Source organism: Streptacidiphilus carbonis (assembly GCF_000787775.1).
Lineage (GTDB): Bacteria > Actinomycetota > Actinomycetes > Streptomycetales > Streptomycetaceae > Streptacidiphilus > Streptacidiphilus carbonis.
The window spans coordinates 63246-76269 of record NZ_BBPM01000003.1; the positions used below are offsets into that span (position 1 = coordinate 63246).

Below are 13024 nucleotides of genomic sequence, written 5' to 3' on the forward strand. Positions count from 1 at the left end.
GCACCCCGAGTAGCGTCCGGGACATGGAGACGCGTACGGACGAGATCGCCGACGGTATCTACCGGATCTCCACCTACATCCCCGAGGTGGCCGAGCCGGCCGGTTTCACCTTCAACCAGTTCCTGGTCGACGCGGAGGAACCGCTGCTCTTCCACACCGGGATGCGCCGGCTCTTCCCGCTGGTCTCGGAGGCGGTGGCCCGGGTGGTGCCGCTGGAGTCGCTGCGGTGGATCACCTTCGGGCACGTCGAGTCCGACGAGTGCGGGGCGATGAACGAGTTCCTGGCCGCCGCACCGAGGGCCGAGGTGGCCCACGGACTGCTGGGCTGCCTGGTCTCGCTCAACGACCTGGCGGACCGCCGGCCCGTCCCGATGGCCCACGGCGAACTGCTCGAACTGGGCGGCAAGCAGGTCCGCCGGCGGACCGTGCGGCACCTCAACACGCCGCATGTGCCGCACAACTGGGAGGCCCGGGTGCTCTTCGAGGAGACCACCCGCACGCTGTTCTGCGGCGACCTGCTCACCCAGGTCGGCGACGGACCCGCGGTCACCGGCGCGGACCTGGTCGACCAGGCGCTGGACGCCGAGGCCGCCTTCCGGCAGACCTCCTGCCTCACCGCCGCCGCCCGGACCCTGCGCTCACTGGCCGACCTGGAGCCGGTCACCCTGGCCGTGATGCACGGCTCCTCCTACCACGGCGACGGCGGGGCCGCGCTGCGCGCCCTCGCCGAAGGCCTGGAGCAGCGCTTCGGCCCCGAGATCGAGTTCGCCGCGCAGCCGAGCGTGCTGGAGGGCCCGCCGGCAGCGGGTCCTCCAGCCGGCACGACTTCCTGACCCGGCGTCAGCCGCGGGGCAGGGCCTCGGACTGGACCGCGGGGAGCTTGGTCCAGTCGCTGGAGACGACGCTGGCGTGGGCGGCGGCGAGCTGCGCCACCTTGGCCTCGGCCTGCGCCTCGGTCGGGTTGGTGTCGTCGATGGCCGGGGGGACGTTCTGGGCGTCGGTCATCACCAGCAGGTAGTGGTTGGTGTCGTACCAGGAGGTGTCGATGCTGCCGTTGAGGTAGGTCGAGGCGTCACCGTCGAAGACCACGAACCACGGCCGCAGGCTGGTGTCGGAGTAGCGCGTGCGCGGGTCGCCGGCCTGGGCGTTGTGGACCGCGGGGAAGATCTGGGCCTGGCCCAACTGTCCTGCCGCGGACAGGGCGTTCAGGTGCTGGGCGTACTCCTTGTCGGTCCACAGGGTGTCGGTGGGGTTGGACTCCTCCACAGTGCCGGGGATGATCTCCAGGATCACCTTTCCGGCCAGATCGCTGCGGCTGGGCCAGTTGTTCGCTTTGGCCGCCTCGTCCAGCGAGGCGTAGCTGCCGCCGCCGGGCCTGGCCAGCAGGTCCGCCGGGCGGAACACGTCGCTGCCGAGGTGGGCCGCGATGGTCGAGTCCAGCTGGGTCGGGCCGAGCCCGTAGGTGGACTGGAAGCCGGCCTTCAGCTCGATCTTGATCATCAGCGGGGCGTGCCCGGGGTGCGCCGCGAGCCAGACCCTGACGTCGTCCAGGCAGCTGCCGAGGTCCTTGTTGGCGCCGCCGCTGTAGAGCTGGGAGGCGCTGCTCGCGTCCACGCAGTTGTTGCTGTTCCCCAGCGGGTTGGAGTGGCTGACCTTCCACTCCTTGGTGATGAAGTCGTCCCAGACGTCGAGCTCGATCATCGAGGTGCCGGTGTCCAGGGCGTCCGCGAGGTAGGGGAACGCGCTGGGGTCGTAGGTGTTGTGCAGGCCCACGGTGGTGGCACCAGCCTCGCCGAGGGAACCGGTGTCGGCGGCGCTGCCGGTGGCCGCGGGCACCAGCAGCGCCGCGGCGAGCAGCGCGAGGAAGGGGAGCGCACGACGGGTGGGACGGGACATGCTTCCTCCTGGACGGTGGCGGAGCGCGGCCCCTGCCGCGCAACCGGACTGGACCATGGTGGGGATCCCGAAAGAATAGACAGTGACATGACAATGACGACTGCCCGGCCATCCGACCCCGAACACCCCAACCCGTCGGCGGCAGCGTCAGCGCCGTCAGCGGCAGAGGTGCAGCCGCCGCGGGGTCAGCCGCAGCCGGGCCGCGATCTTCCGCTGCTTGCGCGACAGCGGCACCCCGCAGGGCAGGCAGGGGGCGCCGCTCGGGGCGCGCCCGGTGCCGTGGCAGGTCGCGCACTCGTCGTCGACGAGTGCGCGGTAGCCGTCCTCGTACCGCCCGTACTGTCTCTCGGTCGTCCACCGGTCCATGGTTCCTGGTTCCCCCTGTTTCGAAGCAGCTTCGATCGCGGAGGAAGGCCCTCTCCCGGGCGTTCCGCGAGGCGTTCGTAGCTGTTACGCACCAGGATTGGTCCAGGATCACGCAATTCTCAGATTTTTCAGTGGAGTTGAGCGTCAGTCAGGAGGTGTACGCCTGCAGCCCGGAGACCTGCCCGGCGGGCCAGCCGGTGTTGGCGGTGAAGGTGAGCCTCAGGTAGCGGGCGCTGCCGCCGGCGGGCAGGGTGACGGCGGCGGTGTTCCCGGTCGCCGGATCGAAGGTGTAGCCGGCCGAGCCGGCCAGGGTGCCGAACGAGGAGCCGTCGGCGCTGCCGGACACCGACAGCGTCTGGGTCCGGGCACCCCAGGCGGAGGAGGGCGGCAGGGTGAGCACCAGCCGCCGCACCGGCTGGGCGCTGCCCAGGTCGACCTGGATCCACTGCGGGAAGGCGTTGTTGGCGCTCTCCCAGTAGCTGTTGGGGTCGCCGTCGACCGCGTTGCCGCTGGCGTAGACCTGGGTGTGGCTGCTCTCCGACGTCGGCCGGTGCAGGGCCAGGTCGGTGCCGGGCGGCGGGGTGGTGGGCGGCGGGGTGGTCGGGCCGCCGGAGGCGGTGGGCGAGGTCGGCCGGGTGGCGGTCAGCGCGATCTGGCCCTTGAGCATCCGCCCGCCGTCGGCGGTGAGCCGCAGGTAGTAGTCCGAGGAGCAGGCGGTGCCGTCCGCGTCCAGGGCCAGCAGCCCGGACCCGGCCGGGACGCCGGCCTGGGTCTCCGCCGTCTTGGCGATCTGGTTGCCCTCGCCGTACTCGTCGAACATGGAGATGTAGATGCCCTGGGCGCCGACCCTGACCATGTTGTAGAACTGCCGCCACATGAAGTCGCCGTGCGCGCGCTGGTTGGCCGAGACGTCGCCGGGCAGCACGCAGGGCTGGTAGTCGATGCCGTTGGCGTTGCAGTCCGCCTGGTCCGGGACGTTGATGTTCTGGTAGACCGAGTCGGAGTCCGCGGCGGTGCCGATGGCGCCGACCATCCACGGCGAGAGCATGTTGAAGGCGTGGTAGGTGCCCAGGTAGCCGGCCCTGGACCCGCCGGTGCCGGTGCGCCACTCGCGCGGCACCCCGCCGATCACGTAGCAGCCCTGGCCCTTGAACCAGTTGACGACGTCCAGGCAGGTTCCGGCGTCCCAGGGGTGGTTGGCGTCGTTGAAGCCGAACCCCCAGATGCACACCACCGGCTTGCCGCTCTGCCGGGCGTAGGCGGCGGACGCGGTGTGCGCGGACATCTTGTTCGTCCAGTCCGCCTTGATCTCGGACTGCATGTTCGTCCAGCCGGTGACGTCGTACATGATGTAGAACTTGCGGCCGTAGGCCTCCGCCGAGCTGCGCACCCTGGCGGCCATCGCGTCGCGGGTCGGGCCCTCGCTGCTGTTGGGGTTGAACCGCTGGAGCGCGGCGGTGTCGCAGCCGTTCTGCTGCATCCACAGGAAGTGGGTGTCCACGGTCTGCTGGTCATAGGAGGAGAACAGGGTGGCCGGCCGGCCGTTGTTCAGGTTGGCGTAGCCGGTCTGGTAGCCGTGGGTGTACTCGCGCATGTCCGGCCAGGCCTTGATGGCGTTGTTCGAGGGCGACGGCGCCTGCGACCAGTTCTGGCTCCAGTGCCACCAGCCGTTGATCGGCGCACCGTCCCCGGCGCAGGCGAACCAGCCCTGGTAGCCGACGGTGATCTTCCCGACCACGTCGCCCGCCGGACCGGCGGGGGCCACCGCGGCGTCCGCCGTGCGCAGCAGCTGGGTTCCGGTGACGGCGACTACCGCTGTTCCTCCGAGCACGGACGCCATGAATGTCCGTCGTGACAGTGCCATGGGTGATCCTCACGGGTGGGTGAGCAACGGATGAGCGATGTACCGTCAAATCGTTGAGTATTTCCCGATGGTTGTAAATAGATTGCTGAAAACTGTCGACAACCCCTAGCTTCTCAGTTGCCGGAATGACCGCCGCACCGTCCAGCCAGGGGAGACCGGGACCGTTGACAGAGCATCAGGGAACGCCGCTGGTGGAGGCGGAGGGGCTGCGCAAGGTCTACCAGCCCTCGGGCTTCACCGCCGTGGACGGCATCGACTTCGCCCTGGCCCCCGGCGAGGCCTTCGGCTTCCTGGGCCCCAACGGGGCCGGCAAGTCCTCGACCATGCGCATGATCAGCTGCGTCTCCCCGCTGAGCGGCGGCTCGCTCCGAGTGCTCGGCCTGGACGCGGCCACCCGGGGCGCCGAGATCCGGGCCAGGATCGGGGTGGTCCCCCAGGAGGACACCCTGGACGAGGAGTTGACGGTCCGGGAGAACCTGCTGATCTACGGCCGCTACTTCGGGCTGCCCCGCGCGGTGGTGCGCGAACGCGCCGACCGGCTGCTGGAGTTCGCCCGGCTCACCGACAAGGCGGGCGAGCAGGTCTCGGCCCTGTCCGGCGGCATGAAGCGACGGCTCACCATCGCCCGCGGCCTGGTCAACGAGCCGGAGATCCTGCTCCTGGACGAGCCCACCACCGGCCTGGACCCGCAGGCCCGCCATCTGCTCTGGGAACGGCTCTACCAGCTCAAGTCCGAAGGCGTCAGCCTCATCCTGACCACCCACTACATGGACGAGGCCGAGCAGCTCTGCGACCGCCTGGTGGTCATGGACGGCGGCCGGATCGTCGCCGGGGGCACCCCGCGTGAACTGATCGAGGCCCATGCCGGCCGCGAGGTGCTGGAAATCCGGGTCCCGCCCGGCGAGCAGGCGGTGACGGCGGAGAAGCTGCAGGGCCTGGCCGACCGGCTGGAGCCGCTGCCGGACCGGCTGCTGCTCTACACCGAGGACGGGGAGACCGCGCTGGCCGGGGTGCACGTCCGGGGCATCGTGCCGATCACCGCGCTGGTCCGGCGGGCCGGCCTGGAGGACGTCTTCCTCACCCTGACCGGCCGCACCCTCGTCGACTAGCCGCACCGAAAGCGAAAGGGACGCCCCCATGGCCACGGCCACCGTCCGACCCGCCGCCGCACCCCCCGCGCCGCACTCGGGCCCGCCCCCGGCTCTGCGGGAGTTCGGCTACCGGCTGCACCGCTACCGCCGCACCTGGCGCGGCACCGTGGTGATCAGCGTGGCCAACCCGCTGCTGTTCCTGGCCGCCATCGGCGCCGGGCTGGGCAAGCTGGTGGACCGCGGCGGCAGCGGCTACCTGCACGGCGGCTCCTACGTCGCCTTCTTCGCCCCCGGGCTGCTGGCCGCGATGGCCATGCAGACCGGCTACATCGAGGCCGCCGGACCGGTGTTCCAGGCGGCCCGCCCGCAGGGCAGCTACCGCGCCGCGGCGGCGACCTCGATGGAGCCCACCGACATCCTCGGCGGCCATCTGCTGTTCATGGCCTTCCGGCTGGCCCTGAGCGCCACCGCGTTCACCGCCGTCGTCGCCGCGTTCGGCATCACCGGACCGCTGCGCGCCCTGCTGCTGGTACCGGCGGCCACCCTCACCGGGATGGCCTTCTGCGCGCCGGTCGCCGCCTGGTCGGTCACGGTCACCCGGCAGGCCCGGCTCAACGGGGTGTTCCGCTTCGTACTGATGCCGCTCTACATGTTCTCCGGCACCTTCTTCTCGACCGACCAGCTCCCCGGCCCGCTGCAGGGCGTCGTCGCCTGCACCCCGCTCCACCAGGGCATCGCCCTGTGCCGCTCGATCGTCGCGGGTACCGCCACCGCCGGGGGCAGCGCGATGCACACCGGCTACCTGGCCGCCCTGGTCCTGATGGGCTGGCTGGCCGCCCGCCGCACCTTCACCCGCCGGCTGAACGGATAGAGGAGCCCCCGTGCCCGCCCTGCTCCTGCTCGAACGCAATCTGCTCATCTACCGCCACACCTGGTACCTGCTGCTGGCCGAGGTGCTGGAGCCGATGCTCTACCAGCTCACCATCGGCGTCGGCATCGGCCAACTGGTCGGCCACGTCCCCGGCCTGGACGGGTCGGGACCGGGCGGCGGGTCCACCGGCGGCATCGGCTACTCGGCCTATGTCGCGCCGGCCCTGCTGGCCACCGCGGCGATGAACGGCGCGATGAACGAGACCACCTTCAACATGTTCGCCAAGCTGAAGCTGCAGCGCGTCTACGACTCGATCCTGGCCACCCCGATGACCGTCCACGACGTCGCCGTCGGCGAGGTGTGCTGGGCGCTGCTGCGCGGGGTGCTGGTCACCGCCGGCTTCCTGGCCGTGGTCGGCGCCTTCGGCCTGGTCCAGTCGGCCTGGATCCTGCTGGTGATCCCCGGGGCCGCGGTGGTCGGCTTCGCCTTCGCCTCGGTGGGGCTCGCGGTGGTCACCTTCCTGCGCGGCTGGGCGGACTTCCAGTTCATCCAGCTGGCGATGCTGCCGATGTTCCTGTTCGCGACCACTTTCTACCCGCTGGGGGTGTACCCCCGGCCGGTCCAGATCGCGGTGGAGTGCCTGCCGCTCTACCAGAGCATCCAGCTGATCCGGCTCCCCGCCCTGGGCGAGCCGGGCCCGGCCCTGCTGGTCCCGGTCGTCTACCTGCTGCTGATGGGCGCACTGGGACTGCGGATCGCCCTGCCCCGAATGCAGCGGATGCTGCTGCACTAGGTCGACTGCGGACCGTAAGTGGCTTGTCGCGCAGTTCCCCGCGCCCCTGCATAGTGCAACGCCCCCACAGCGGTTCAGTTGCAGCACAGGGGCGCGGGGAACTGCGCCGCCAGCCACCTACGGTCCGCAGCCGTAGAAACCCTCAGCCCTCCGGCCGGGCCAGCGGCCACCCCCCGGCGGCGAGCCGGGCCCGGACCCGGGCCACATCGGCGTCGGCCAGCGGGCCGTTCGCGGTCGCCTCGGCCGCCTCGCGGATGGTTCTGGCGGTGATCGGGTCGCTGCCGCCGACCAGTTCATCGACGATCGAGAAGACCTGGTCGTCGGTCAACTGGCTTGCCAGCAGCGCGAACAGCGGAACGTAGTCACGCTCGGGCACACCCTCGGGGTAGCCCGCGCGGAGCCAGCCGACGATGGATGAGAGTACGGGAGGCAAGGGCATCTGCCTGGTCCCTTCTTGGTGTCAGGTCGCGGCGACGATCAGGTAGATGCCCCAGCCCACTGCGGCCAGGACCACGGCGAAGCACAGCACGGCGACGGCCAGTCCCAGCGGGCTGCCGCCGACCACCCGGTCGTCGTCGTCCGCGCCGGCCCTGGTGGTGCCGGCCGCGCCGCCCGCGCCGGGGAGGCTCAGCGCGCGCAGCCCGACCGCGAACAGCGCCGGCAGCCCCGCGCCGGCCAGCAGGCCCACCACCACGATCTGCCACAGGGCGCTCAGATTGATCCAGTCGTTCATACCGCCGCGACCTCCTTGGGCGCCTCGGTCGGCGGCGCGACCGAACCGGTCCACTCCGCGTTGACGTTCTCATGGCTGACCGCGGTCCGGCGGGACCGCACGTAGATCAGCCCGGCCACCGCGAGCAGCAGTACCAGGACCACCACGATCCCGGCGTTGCCGCCGATGACATGGGCGAGCCCGTAGGCGCCCGCGCCGACCAGACCGGCGGCCGGCAGGGTGAACAGCCAGGCCACGGCCATCCGTCCGGCGACGTTCCAGCGGACCTCGGCGCCCTTCTTGCCGACGCCGGTGCCGAGGATCGATCCGGTGGCGACATGGGTGGTGGACAGTGAGTAGCCGAAGTGGCTGGACAGCAGGATCACCGCGGCCGAGGAGGACTCGGCGGCCATGCCCTGCGGCGACTCGATCTCCACCAGTCCCTTGCCGAGGGTGCGGATGACCCGCCAGCCGCCCATGTACGTGCCCAGGGAGATGGCGAGGGCGCAGGTGAGGATGACCCAGAACGGCGCCTTGGCACCGGAGTGCAGGCTGCCGTTGGCGATCAGCGCCAGGGTGATGATGCCCATGGTCTTCTGTGCGTCGTTGGTGCCGTGGGCCAGCGAGACCATCGACGCCGACCCGATCTGGCCGATCCGGAAGCCGTGGCTGCGGGCCTTGGGGTGGACCCCACGGCTGATCCGGTAGACCAGCCAGGTCCCGGTTGCGGCGACCAGCCCGGCGATGACCGGGGAGAGCCCGGCCGGGATGATCACCTTCTGGAGGAGTCCGTGCCATTTGACCGCGTGGCCGCCCGCCGCGGCGATGGTCGAACCGACCACCCCGCCGATCAGGGCGTGCGAGGAACTGGAGGGGATCCCCAGGAACCAGGTGAGGAGGTTCCAGATGATGCCGCCGGCCAGTCCGGCGAAGACCACGGTGAGTGTGACGAGGTTGGTGGCCACCAGACCGCTGGCGATCGTCGCCGCGACGCTCAGCGAGAGGAAGGCACCGATCAGATTGAGTGCCCCGGACAGCGCGACCGCTGTCCTGGGACCGAGGGCGCCGGTGGCGATGGAGGTCGCCATGGCGTTGCCCGTGTCGTGGAATCCGTTGGTGAAGTCGAAGGCCAGCGCCGTGACGACCACCAGAGCAAGCAGAGTGTCGTTACCCACATCGGCAGTGTCCCGAGGCGTGGGACGGCCGTCGAGACACCGGCGCGATCCTTACCCGACTGGCCGCACCCCCGTCACCAGGCGTCCACCTCAGCCACCGTTCCGCTACGTCTCGGGCCGGCCCGGACCGTTTCACCGGCCAGAACCGGGGAACACAGCTGTTCGGGTGACCCGGGCGGGTGTGCCACACATCACTCTTTCGCCGATGTAACGAATATCCGTCCTTCACCGATAAACCCATCGGTGCTGCTTGGTGTGCAGTGCCGGATGCGTGTCCTGCGCAGCCTCGAGCAGGTCCTATGAGGGAGGCACAGCGCTGATGGTGGCCGTTGCCAAGACTTCCGCGCCCGCACGGAAAAAGCCCGCGAAAGCCGCCGGGAAGAATTCCGAGGAAATGCCGGAAGCCGTGGAGCAGACAGACCAGCCCGAGCAGGCTGATCTGTCCGAGGTCGCCGGCCCGACCGGCCAGGAGGTCTTCACGGTCTCCGACGAGGACGAGGACGACGCTCCCGCCCAGCTGGTCACGGTCGCGGGGGCAACCTCCGACCCGGTGAAGGACTACCTCAAGCAGATCGGCAAGGTCCCGCTGCTCAACGCCGAGCAGGAGGTCGTCCTCGCCAAGCGGATCGAGGCCGGCCTGCTCGCCCTGGCGATGACCGAGGGCGACGACGAGCTGACCCCGGAACTGCGCCGCGAGCTGGAGATCATCGCCGAGGACGGCAGCCGGGCCAAGAACCACCTGCTGGAGGCCAACCTCCGGCTGGTCGTCTCCATCGCCAAGCGCTACACCGGCCGCGGCATGCTGTTCCTGGACCTGATCCAGGAGGGGAATGTCGGCCTGATCCGCGCGGTCGAGAAGTTCGACTACACCAAGGGCTTCAAGTTCTCCACCTACGCGACCTGGTGGATCCGGCAGGCGATCACCCGCGCCATGGCCGACCAGGCCCGCACCATCCGCATCCCGGTGCACATGGTCGAGGTCATCAACAAGCTCGCCCGGGTGCAGCGCCAGCTGCTGCAGAGCCTGGGCCGCGAGGCCACTCCGGAGGAGCTGGCCAAGGAACTCGACATGACCCCGGAGAAGGTCGTCGAGGTGCAGAAGTACGGCCGCGAGCCGATCTCCCTGCACACCCCGCTCGGCGAGGAGGGCGACAGCGAGTTCGGCGACCTGATCGAGGACTCCGAGGCAGTCGTCCCGGCCGACGCGGTCAGCTTCACCCTGCTCCAGGAGCAGCTGCACGAGGTGCTGGACACCCTCGCCGAGCGCGAGGCCGGCGTGGTCTCGATGCGCTTCGGCCTGACCGACGGCCAGCCGAAGACCCTGGACGAGATCGGCAAGGTCTACGGGGTCACCCGCGAGCGGATCCGCCAGATCGAGTCCAAGACCATGTCCAAGCTGCGCCACCCCTCCCGCTCCCAGGTCCTGCGCGACTACCTGGACTGATCGGCCGCTGCCGCCCCGGCCGATGGAGTCATGGCCGCTAGAGTCGTGGCATGACTACGGACCAGGGGGACCAGGGGCCGGTCAGGGTCGACAGCTGGATCTGGTCGGTGCGGCTGACCAGGACCCGCTCACTGGCCGCGGCCGCCTGCAAGGCCGGCCATGTACGGGTGAACGGCGAGCGGGCCAAACCGGCCCAGACCGTGCGGCCCGGCGACGAGGTGCGGGTGCGCGAGAGCGGCGGCTACGAGCGGATCGTCACCGTCGCCAAGGTGGTGCGCAAGCGGGTCGGCGCGCCGGTCGCCGCCGAGTGCTATGTGGACGCCAGCCCGCCGCGGCCGCCGCGCGAGGAGGTCGTGCTGGTGGCGGTACGCGACCGCGGCACCGGTCGGCCTACCAAGCGGGACCGCCGCGAGCTGGAGCGGCTGCAGCGGCACTGACCGGGGTCGCGGCCCGGGGGGCGTCCCGGAACTCGGTCCGGTCCGGGTGCAGCACCATCACCGCGGGCAGCTCGTCGGCGGCGCCCTCCCAGCGCCGGCCGCCGTCGCGGCCGTTGTAGCGCGGGCAGGACAGCGACCAGGCCAGGTTGCCGCTCAGCATCAGCCCCCAGGCCTCCAGGTACGGCTCCAGCCCCGGCCGATCGCCGTACCCGCGCCGCAGCCGCCCGGCCTCGGCGAAGAAGGCGTCCTCGGCGGCGGCCAGCCGGGCGCACAGCTCGTCCACCGCCTGCTGGAGGTCCAGACCGCGGGTGCGGCACAGTACGCCCAGCGCGTTCATCGGCTCGTCCAGCAGGTACTCCTTGCGGTACGACAGCAGGTCGTTGACCAGGATGGTGTGCTCGAAGCAGGCGTCCAGGAAGCCGGCCAGCTCGGTCTCGGACGGCCCCGGGTCGCGCTCGCCCTCCAGTCCCAGGCCGTGCGCGATGGCCACTCCCACCAGGTCGAACGCGGCGTCGGCGCGCCGCACCGCGAGATAGCCGGCGTAGTCCGGGACCGGCGCGGCCGACTTGGTCGCGGCGGTCCGCACCACCTCCGAGAAGCCCGCCACGAACCGGGCCCACAGCGTCGGCGAGACGCCCTGGCGGACCCGCTCCAGGGTCTGCGCCAGCAGTCGCAGATGCGCGGACCCCCCGTCGGCCGGGGCTCCGGCCAGCACCGCCAGATAGCGCTCGGCCTGGGAGGTCTCCGCGGAGTCACCGTCCGTCACATCGTCCAGCAGGAACAGTACCGAGGCCGCCAGGCAGATGCCCAGCAGCCGGTCCTCGTCGGCGCCCGGCAGTACCCGGCACATCAGGCTGACGCCCTCGCACTCCCGGAACAGCCGGTGCTCCAGCGGCAGTCCGACGGCGGCCATCCGCTCCCGGAACCAGGCGTCGTGCCCGCGCCGCAACCGGGGCCCGGCCGGATGGTTGCCGGGGCCGGGCAGCCGGCCGCCGGGCAGTGCCAGACTCAGTTCGATCGTCATTCGGTGCTCCCAAGATCCGCTTTCCTGAGGAAACCCAACGACACACCCTTCCCCGCGTTGCTACCGTTCGCACGGATGCACCCGGCCATTCGGGGTAGGTGCCTGCACCCGGCGGCGACCAGGCCCCGACCTCAAGGAGTACCGGTGAGCACGGATCGAGCCGACGCAGCGCCGGCGCAGACCCCGGAGCCGCAGCCGACCGGCCCACAGTCGACCGGCCCACAGCCGGCCGAGCCGCAGGAGGCCGGCCAGCAGGTCCCGGCGCCGCGGCGTCCCGCGCCGCAGGCGGCCGCGCCGCGCTCCTGGTTCACCGTCGGACTGCGGCTGGGGCTCGGCCTCCTGACGGCCTATCTGCTGGTCCAGGCCGTGCTGAAGATCCAGAACGTGCTGATGCTGGTGCTGCTCTCCCTGGTGATCGCGGTCAGCCTGGAGCCGATCGTCGCCTTGCTCACCACCAGGGGGATGCGGCGGCGCTGGGCGGTGCTGATCGTCATCGTCGGGCTGGTCGTGGTGCTGGGCTCGCTGGTCTCGCTCTTCGTCCCCCCGGTGACCGGCGAGGTCAACGCGCTGGTGAAGGCCATCCCGACCTGGCTGCAGCAGCTCCACGACCACCACTCCTTCCTGGGCCGGCTGGAGGACCGCTACCACATCAGCACCAAGGTGAAGACGCAGCTCAGCGGCGGCGGGGCGGGCACGGTCGTCAACGGCCTGATGGGGGCCGGCCAGCTGCTCATCAGCACGCTCACCGGGTTCTTCCTGGTGATCACGCTGACCCTGTACTTCCTGGCCGGCCTGCCCACCCTGAAGCGGTTCTGCCTGCGCTTCGTCCGCGGCAGCCGACGGGAGCGGGCCGAGGCCATGACCGACGAGGTGCTGCAGCGTACCGGGCGCTACATGCTGGCCAACGTGGCCACCTCGGTGATCGCCGGGCTTGCCACGCTGATCTGGCTGCAGATCATGGGCGTGCCCTACCCGGCGGCGCTGGGGGTCTTCGTGGGCCTGATGGACCTGATCCCGGTGGTCGGCTCGACCATCGGCGGGATCGTGGTGTCCCTGGTGGCGCTGGTGGTGTCCTTCCCGGTGGCGATCGCCACCGCGGTGTTCTACATCGTCTTCCGGGTCGCCGAGGACTACCTGATCGTGCCCAGGGCGATGAAGTTCGCCGTCGAGGTGCACCCGCTGGTCACCATTCTCGCGGTGCTGGCCGGCGGCGCGCTGATGGGCGTGATCGGCGCGCTCATCGCCATCCCGGTGGCGGTGGCGGTCGGCCTCTTCCTGGACGAGGCGGTCTTCCCCGGGATCGCAGCGAGATGACCCGTCGCGGTGTGCTGATTCACCGGGGCGCGATGAT

General features: G+C 70.8%; 13 protein-coding genes and 1 pseudogene. 7 read left to right on the forward strand and 7 right to left on the reverse strand.

The window, feature by feature from the left end; genetic code table 11:
- Nucleotides 1–23 precede the first annotated feature (23 nt).
- Nucleotides 24–833 carry an MBL fold metallo-hydrolase gene (locus TR46_RS03050; protein WP_042392999.1) on the forward strand — a complete coding sequence of 270 codons (810 nt, stop codon included), beginning with the start codon at nt 24–26 and terminating at the stop codon, nt 831–833.
- 7 nt (nt 834–840) lie between these two features.
- Here TR46_RS03050 and TR46_RS03055 read toward each other — a convergent pair whose 3' ends face one another.
- From TR46_RS03055 to TR46_RS03065, 3 genes are all read right to left on the reverse strand, one after another.
- Nucleotides 841–1896: a phosphatidylinositol-specific phospholipase C domain-containing protein gene (locus TR46_RS03055; protein WP_042393002.1), complete on the reverse strand. Its 1056-nt coding sequence runs from the start codon at nt 1894–1896 to the stop codon at nt 841–843.
- Between the two features lie 156 nt (nt 1897–2052).
- Nucleotides 2053–2262 (reverse strand): hypothetical protein, encoded by a 210-nt coding sequence (locus tag TR46_RS03060; protein WP_042393005.1) that lies wholly within the window; start codon nt 2260–2262, stop codon nt 2053–2055.
- A 148-nt stretch (nt 2263–2410) separates the two neighbouring features.
- Nucleotides 2411–4126, reverse strand: a complete 1716-nt coding sequence (locus tag TR46_RS03065; protein ID WP_042393008.1) for a glycoside hydrolase family 99 protein — start codon at nt 4124–4126, stop codon at nt 2411–2413.
- A gap of 164 nt (nt 4127–4290) precedes the next feature.
- On the opposite strand from TR46_RS03065, the gene TR46_RS03070 reads away from it, so the two are divergent.
- Genes TR46_RS03070 through TR46_RS03080 form a run of 3 tightly spaced genes read left to right on the forward strand, consistent with a single transcriptional unit; the run spans nt 4291 to nt 6881 of the window.
- Entirely contained in the window at nt 4291–5235 is a 945-nt protein-coding gene (locus TR46_RS03070) for an ABC transporter ATP-binding protein (protein ID WP_042393011.1), read from the forward strand.
- Between the two features lie 28 nt (nt 5236–5263).
- The gene (locus TR46_RS03075) at nt 5264–6088 is read left to right on the forward strand and encodes an ABC transporter permease (protein WP_084717824.1); all 825 of its coding nucleotides are present in this window, start codon (nt 5264–5266) and stop codon (nt 6086–6088) included.
- Between the two features lie 10 nt (nt 6089–6098).
- Entirely contained in the window at nt 6099–6881 is a 783-nt protein-coding gene (locus TR46_RS03080) for an ABC transporter permease (protein WP_042393014.1), read from the forward strand.
- Between the two features lie 142 nt (nt 6882–7023).
- Here TR46_RS03080 and TR46_RS03085 read toward each other — a convergent pair whose 3' ends face one another.
- The 3 genes from TR46_RS03085 to TR46_RS03095 are packed head-to-tail and all read right to left on the reverse strand — an operon-like array spanning nt 7024 to nt 8768.
- Nucleotides 7024–7320 (reverse strand): DUF3349 domain-containing protein, encoded by a 297-nt coding sequence (locus TR46_RS03085; protein WP_042393016.1) that lies wholly within the window; start codon nt 7318–7320, stop codon nt 7024–7026.
- Between the two features lie 21 nt (nt 7321–7341).
- Entirely contained in the window at nt 7342–7614 is a 273-nt protein-coding gene (locus tag TR46_RS03090) for a hypothetical protein (protein WP_042393018.1), read from the reverse strand.
- Nucleotides 7611–8768: an inorganic phosphate transporter gene (locus TR46_RS03095; protein WP_042393020.1), complete on the reverse strand. Its 1158-nt coding sequence runs from the start codon at nt 8766–8768 to the stop codon at nt 7611–7613. Before TR46_RS03095 ends, TR46_RS03090 begins: the two co-directional genes overlap by 4 nt.
- A gap of 310 nt (nt 8769–9078) precedes the next feature.
- On the opposite strand from TR46_RS03095, the pseudogene TR46_RS03100 reads away from it, so the two are divergent.
- Nucleotides 9079–10212: pseudogene (locus TR46_RS03100) on the forward strand (RNA polymerase sigma factor); the annotation flags it as partial.
- Nucleotides 10213–10262: 50 nt separating this feature from the next.
- Nucleotides 10263–10649, forward strand: a complete 387-nt coding sequence (locus TR46_RS03105; RefSeq protein WP_042393022.1) for an RNA-binding S4 domain-containing protein — start codon at nt 10263–10265, stop codon at nt 10647–10649.
- Here TR46_RS03105 and TR46_RS03110 read toward each other — a convergent pair.
- Nucleotides 10603–11673 carry a terpene synthase family protein gene (locus TR46_RS03110; protein ID WP_042393024.1) on the reverse strand — a complete coding sequence of 357 codons (1071 nt, stop codon included), beginning with the start codon at nt 11671–11673 and terminating at the stop codon, nt 10603–10605. The genes TR46_RS03105 and TR46_RS03110 overlap by 47 nt on opposite strands.
- A gap of 144 nt (nt 11674–11817) precedes the next feature.
- Here TR46_RS03110 and TR46_RS03115 point away from each other — a divergent pair, with 144 nt between their 5' ends.
- The gene (locus TR46_RS03115; RefSeq protein WP_201776362.1) at nt 11818–12987 is read left to right on the forward strand and encodes an AI-2E family transporter; all 1170 of its coding nucleotides are present in this window, start codon (nt 11818–11820) and stop codon (nt 12985–12987) included.
- Nucleotides 12988–13024: the final 37 nt, after the last annotated feature.

What these genes read in the sequence shown, in the direction of transcription:
- TR46_RS03050 (WP_042392999.1), top strand. Translation starts at nt 24, where the DNA reads ATGGAGACGCGTACGGACGAGATCGCCGACGGTATCTACCGGATCTCC.
- TR46_RS03055 (WP_042393002.1), bottom strand. Translation starts at nt 1,896, where the DNA reads ATGTCCCGTCCCACCCGTCGTGCGCTCCCCTTCCTCGCGCTGCTCGCC.
- TR46_RS03060 (WP_042393005.1), bottom strand. Translation starts at nt 2,262, where the DNA reads ATGGACCGGTGGACGACCGAGAGACAGTACGGGCGGTACGAGGACGGC.
- TR46_RS03065 (WP_042393008.1), bottom strand. Translation starts at nt 4,126, where the DNA reads ATGGCACTGTCACGACGGACATTCATGGCGTCCGTGCTCGGAGGAACA.
- TR46_RS03075 (WP_084717824.1), top strand. Translation starts at nt 5,264, where the DNA reads ATGGCCACGGCCACCGTCCGACCCGCCGCCGCACCCCCCGCGCCGCAC.
- TR46_RS03085 (WP_042393016.1), bottom strand. Translation starts at nt 7,320, where the DNA reads ATGCCCTTGCCTCCCGTACTCTCATCCATCGTCGGCTGGCTCCGCGCG.
- TR46_RS03090 (WP_042393018.1), bottom strand. Translation starts at nt 7,614, where the DNA reads ATGAACGACTGGATCAATCTGAGCGCCCTGTGGCAGATCGTGGTGGTG.
- TR46_RS03105 (WP_042393022.1), top strand. Translation starts at nt 10,263, where the DNA reads ATGACTACGGACCAGGGGGACCAGGGGCCGGTCAGGGTCGACAGCTGG.
- TR46_RS03110 (WP_042393024.1), bottom strand. Translation starts at nt 11,673, where the DNA reads ATGACGATCGAACTGAGTCTGGCACTGCCCGGCGGCCGGCTGCCCGGC.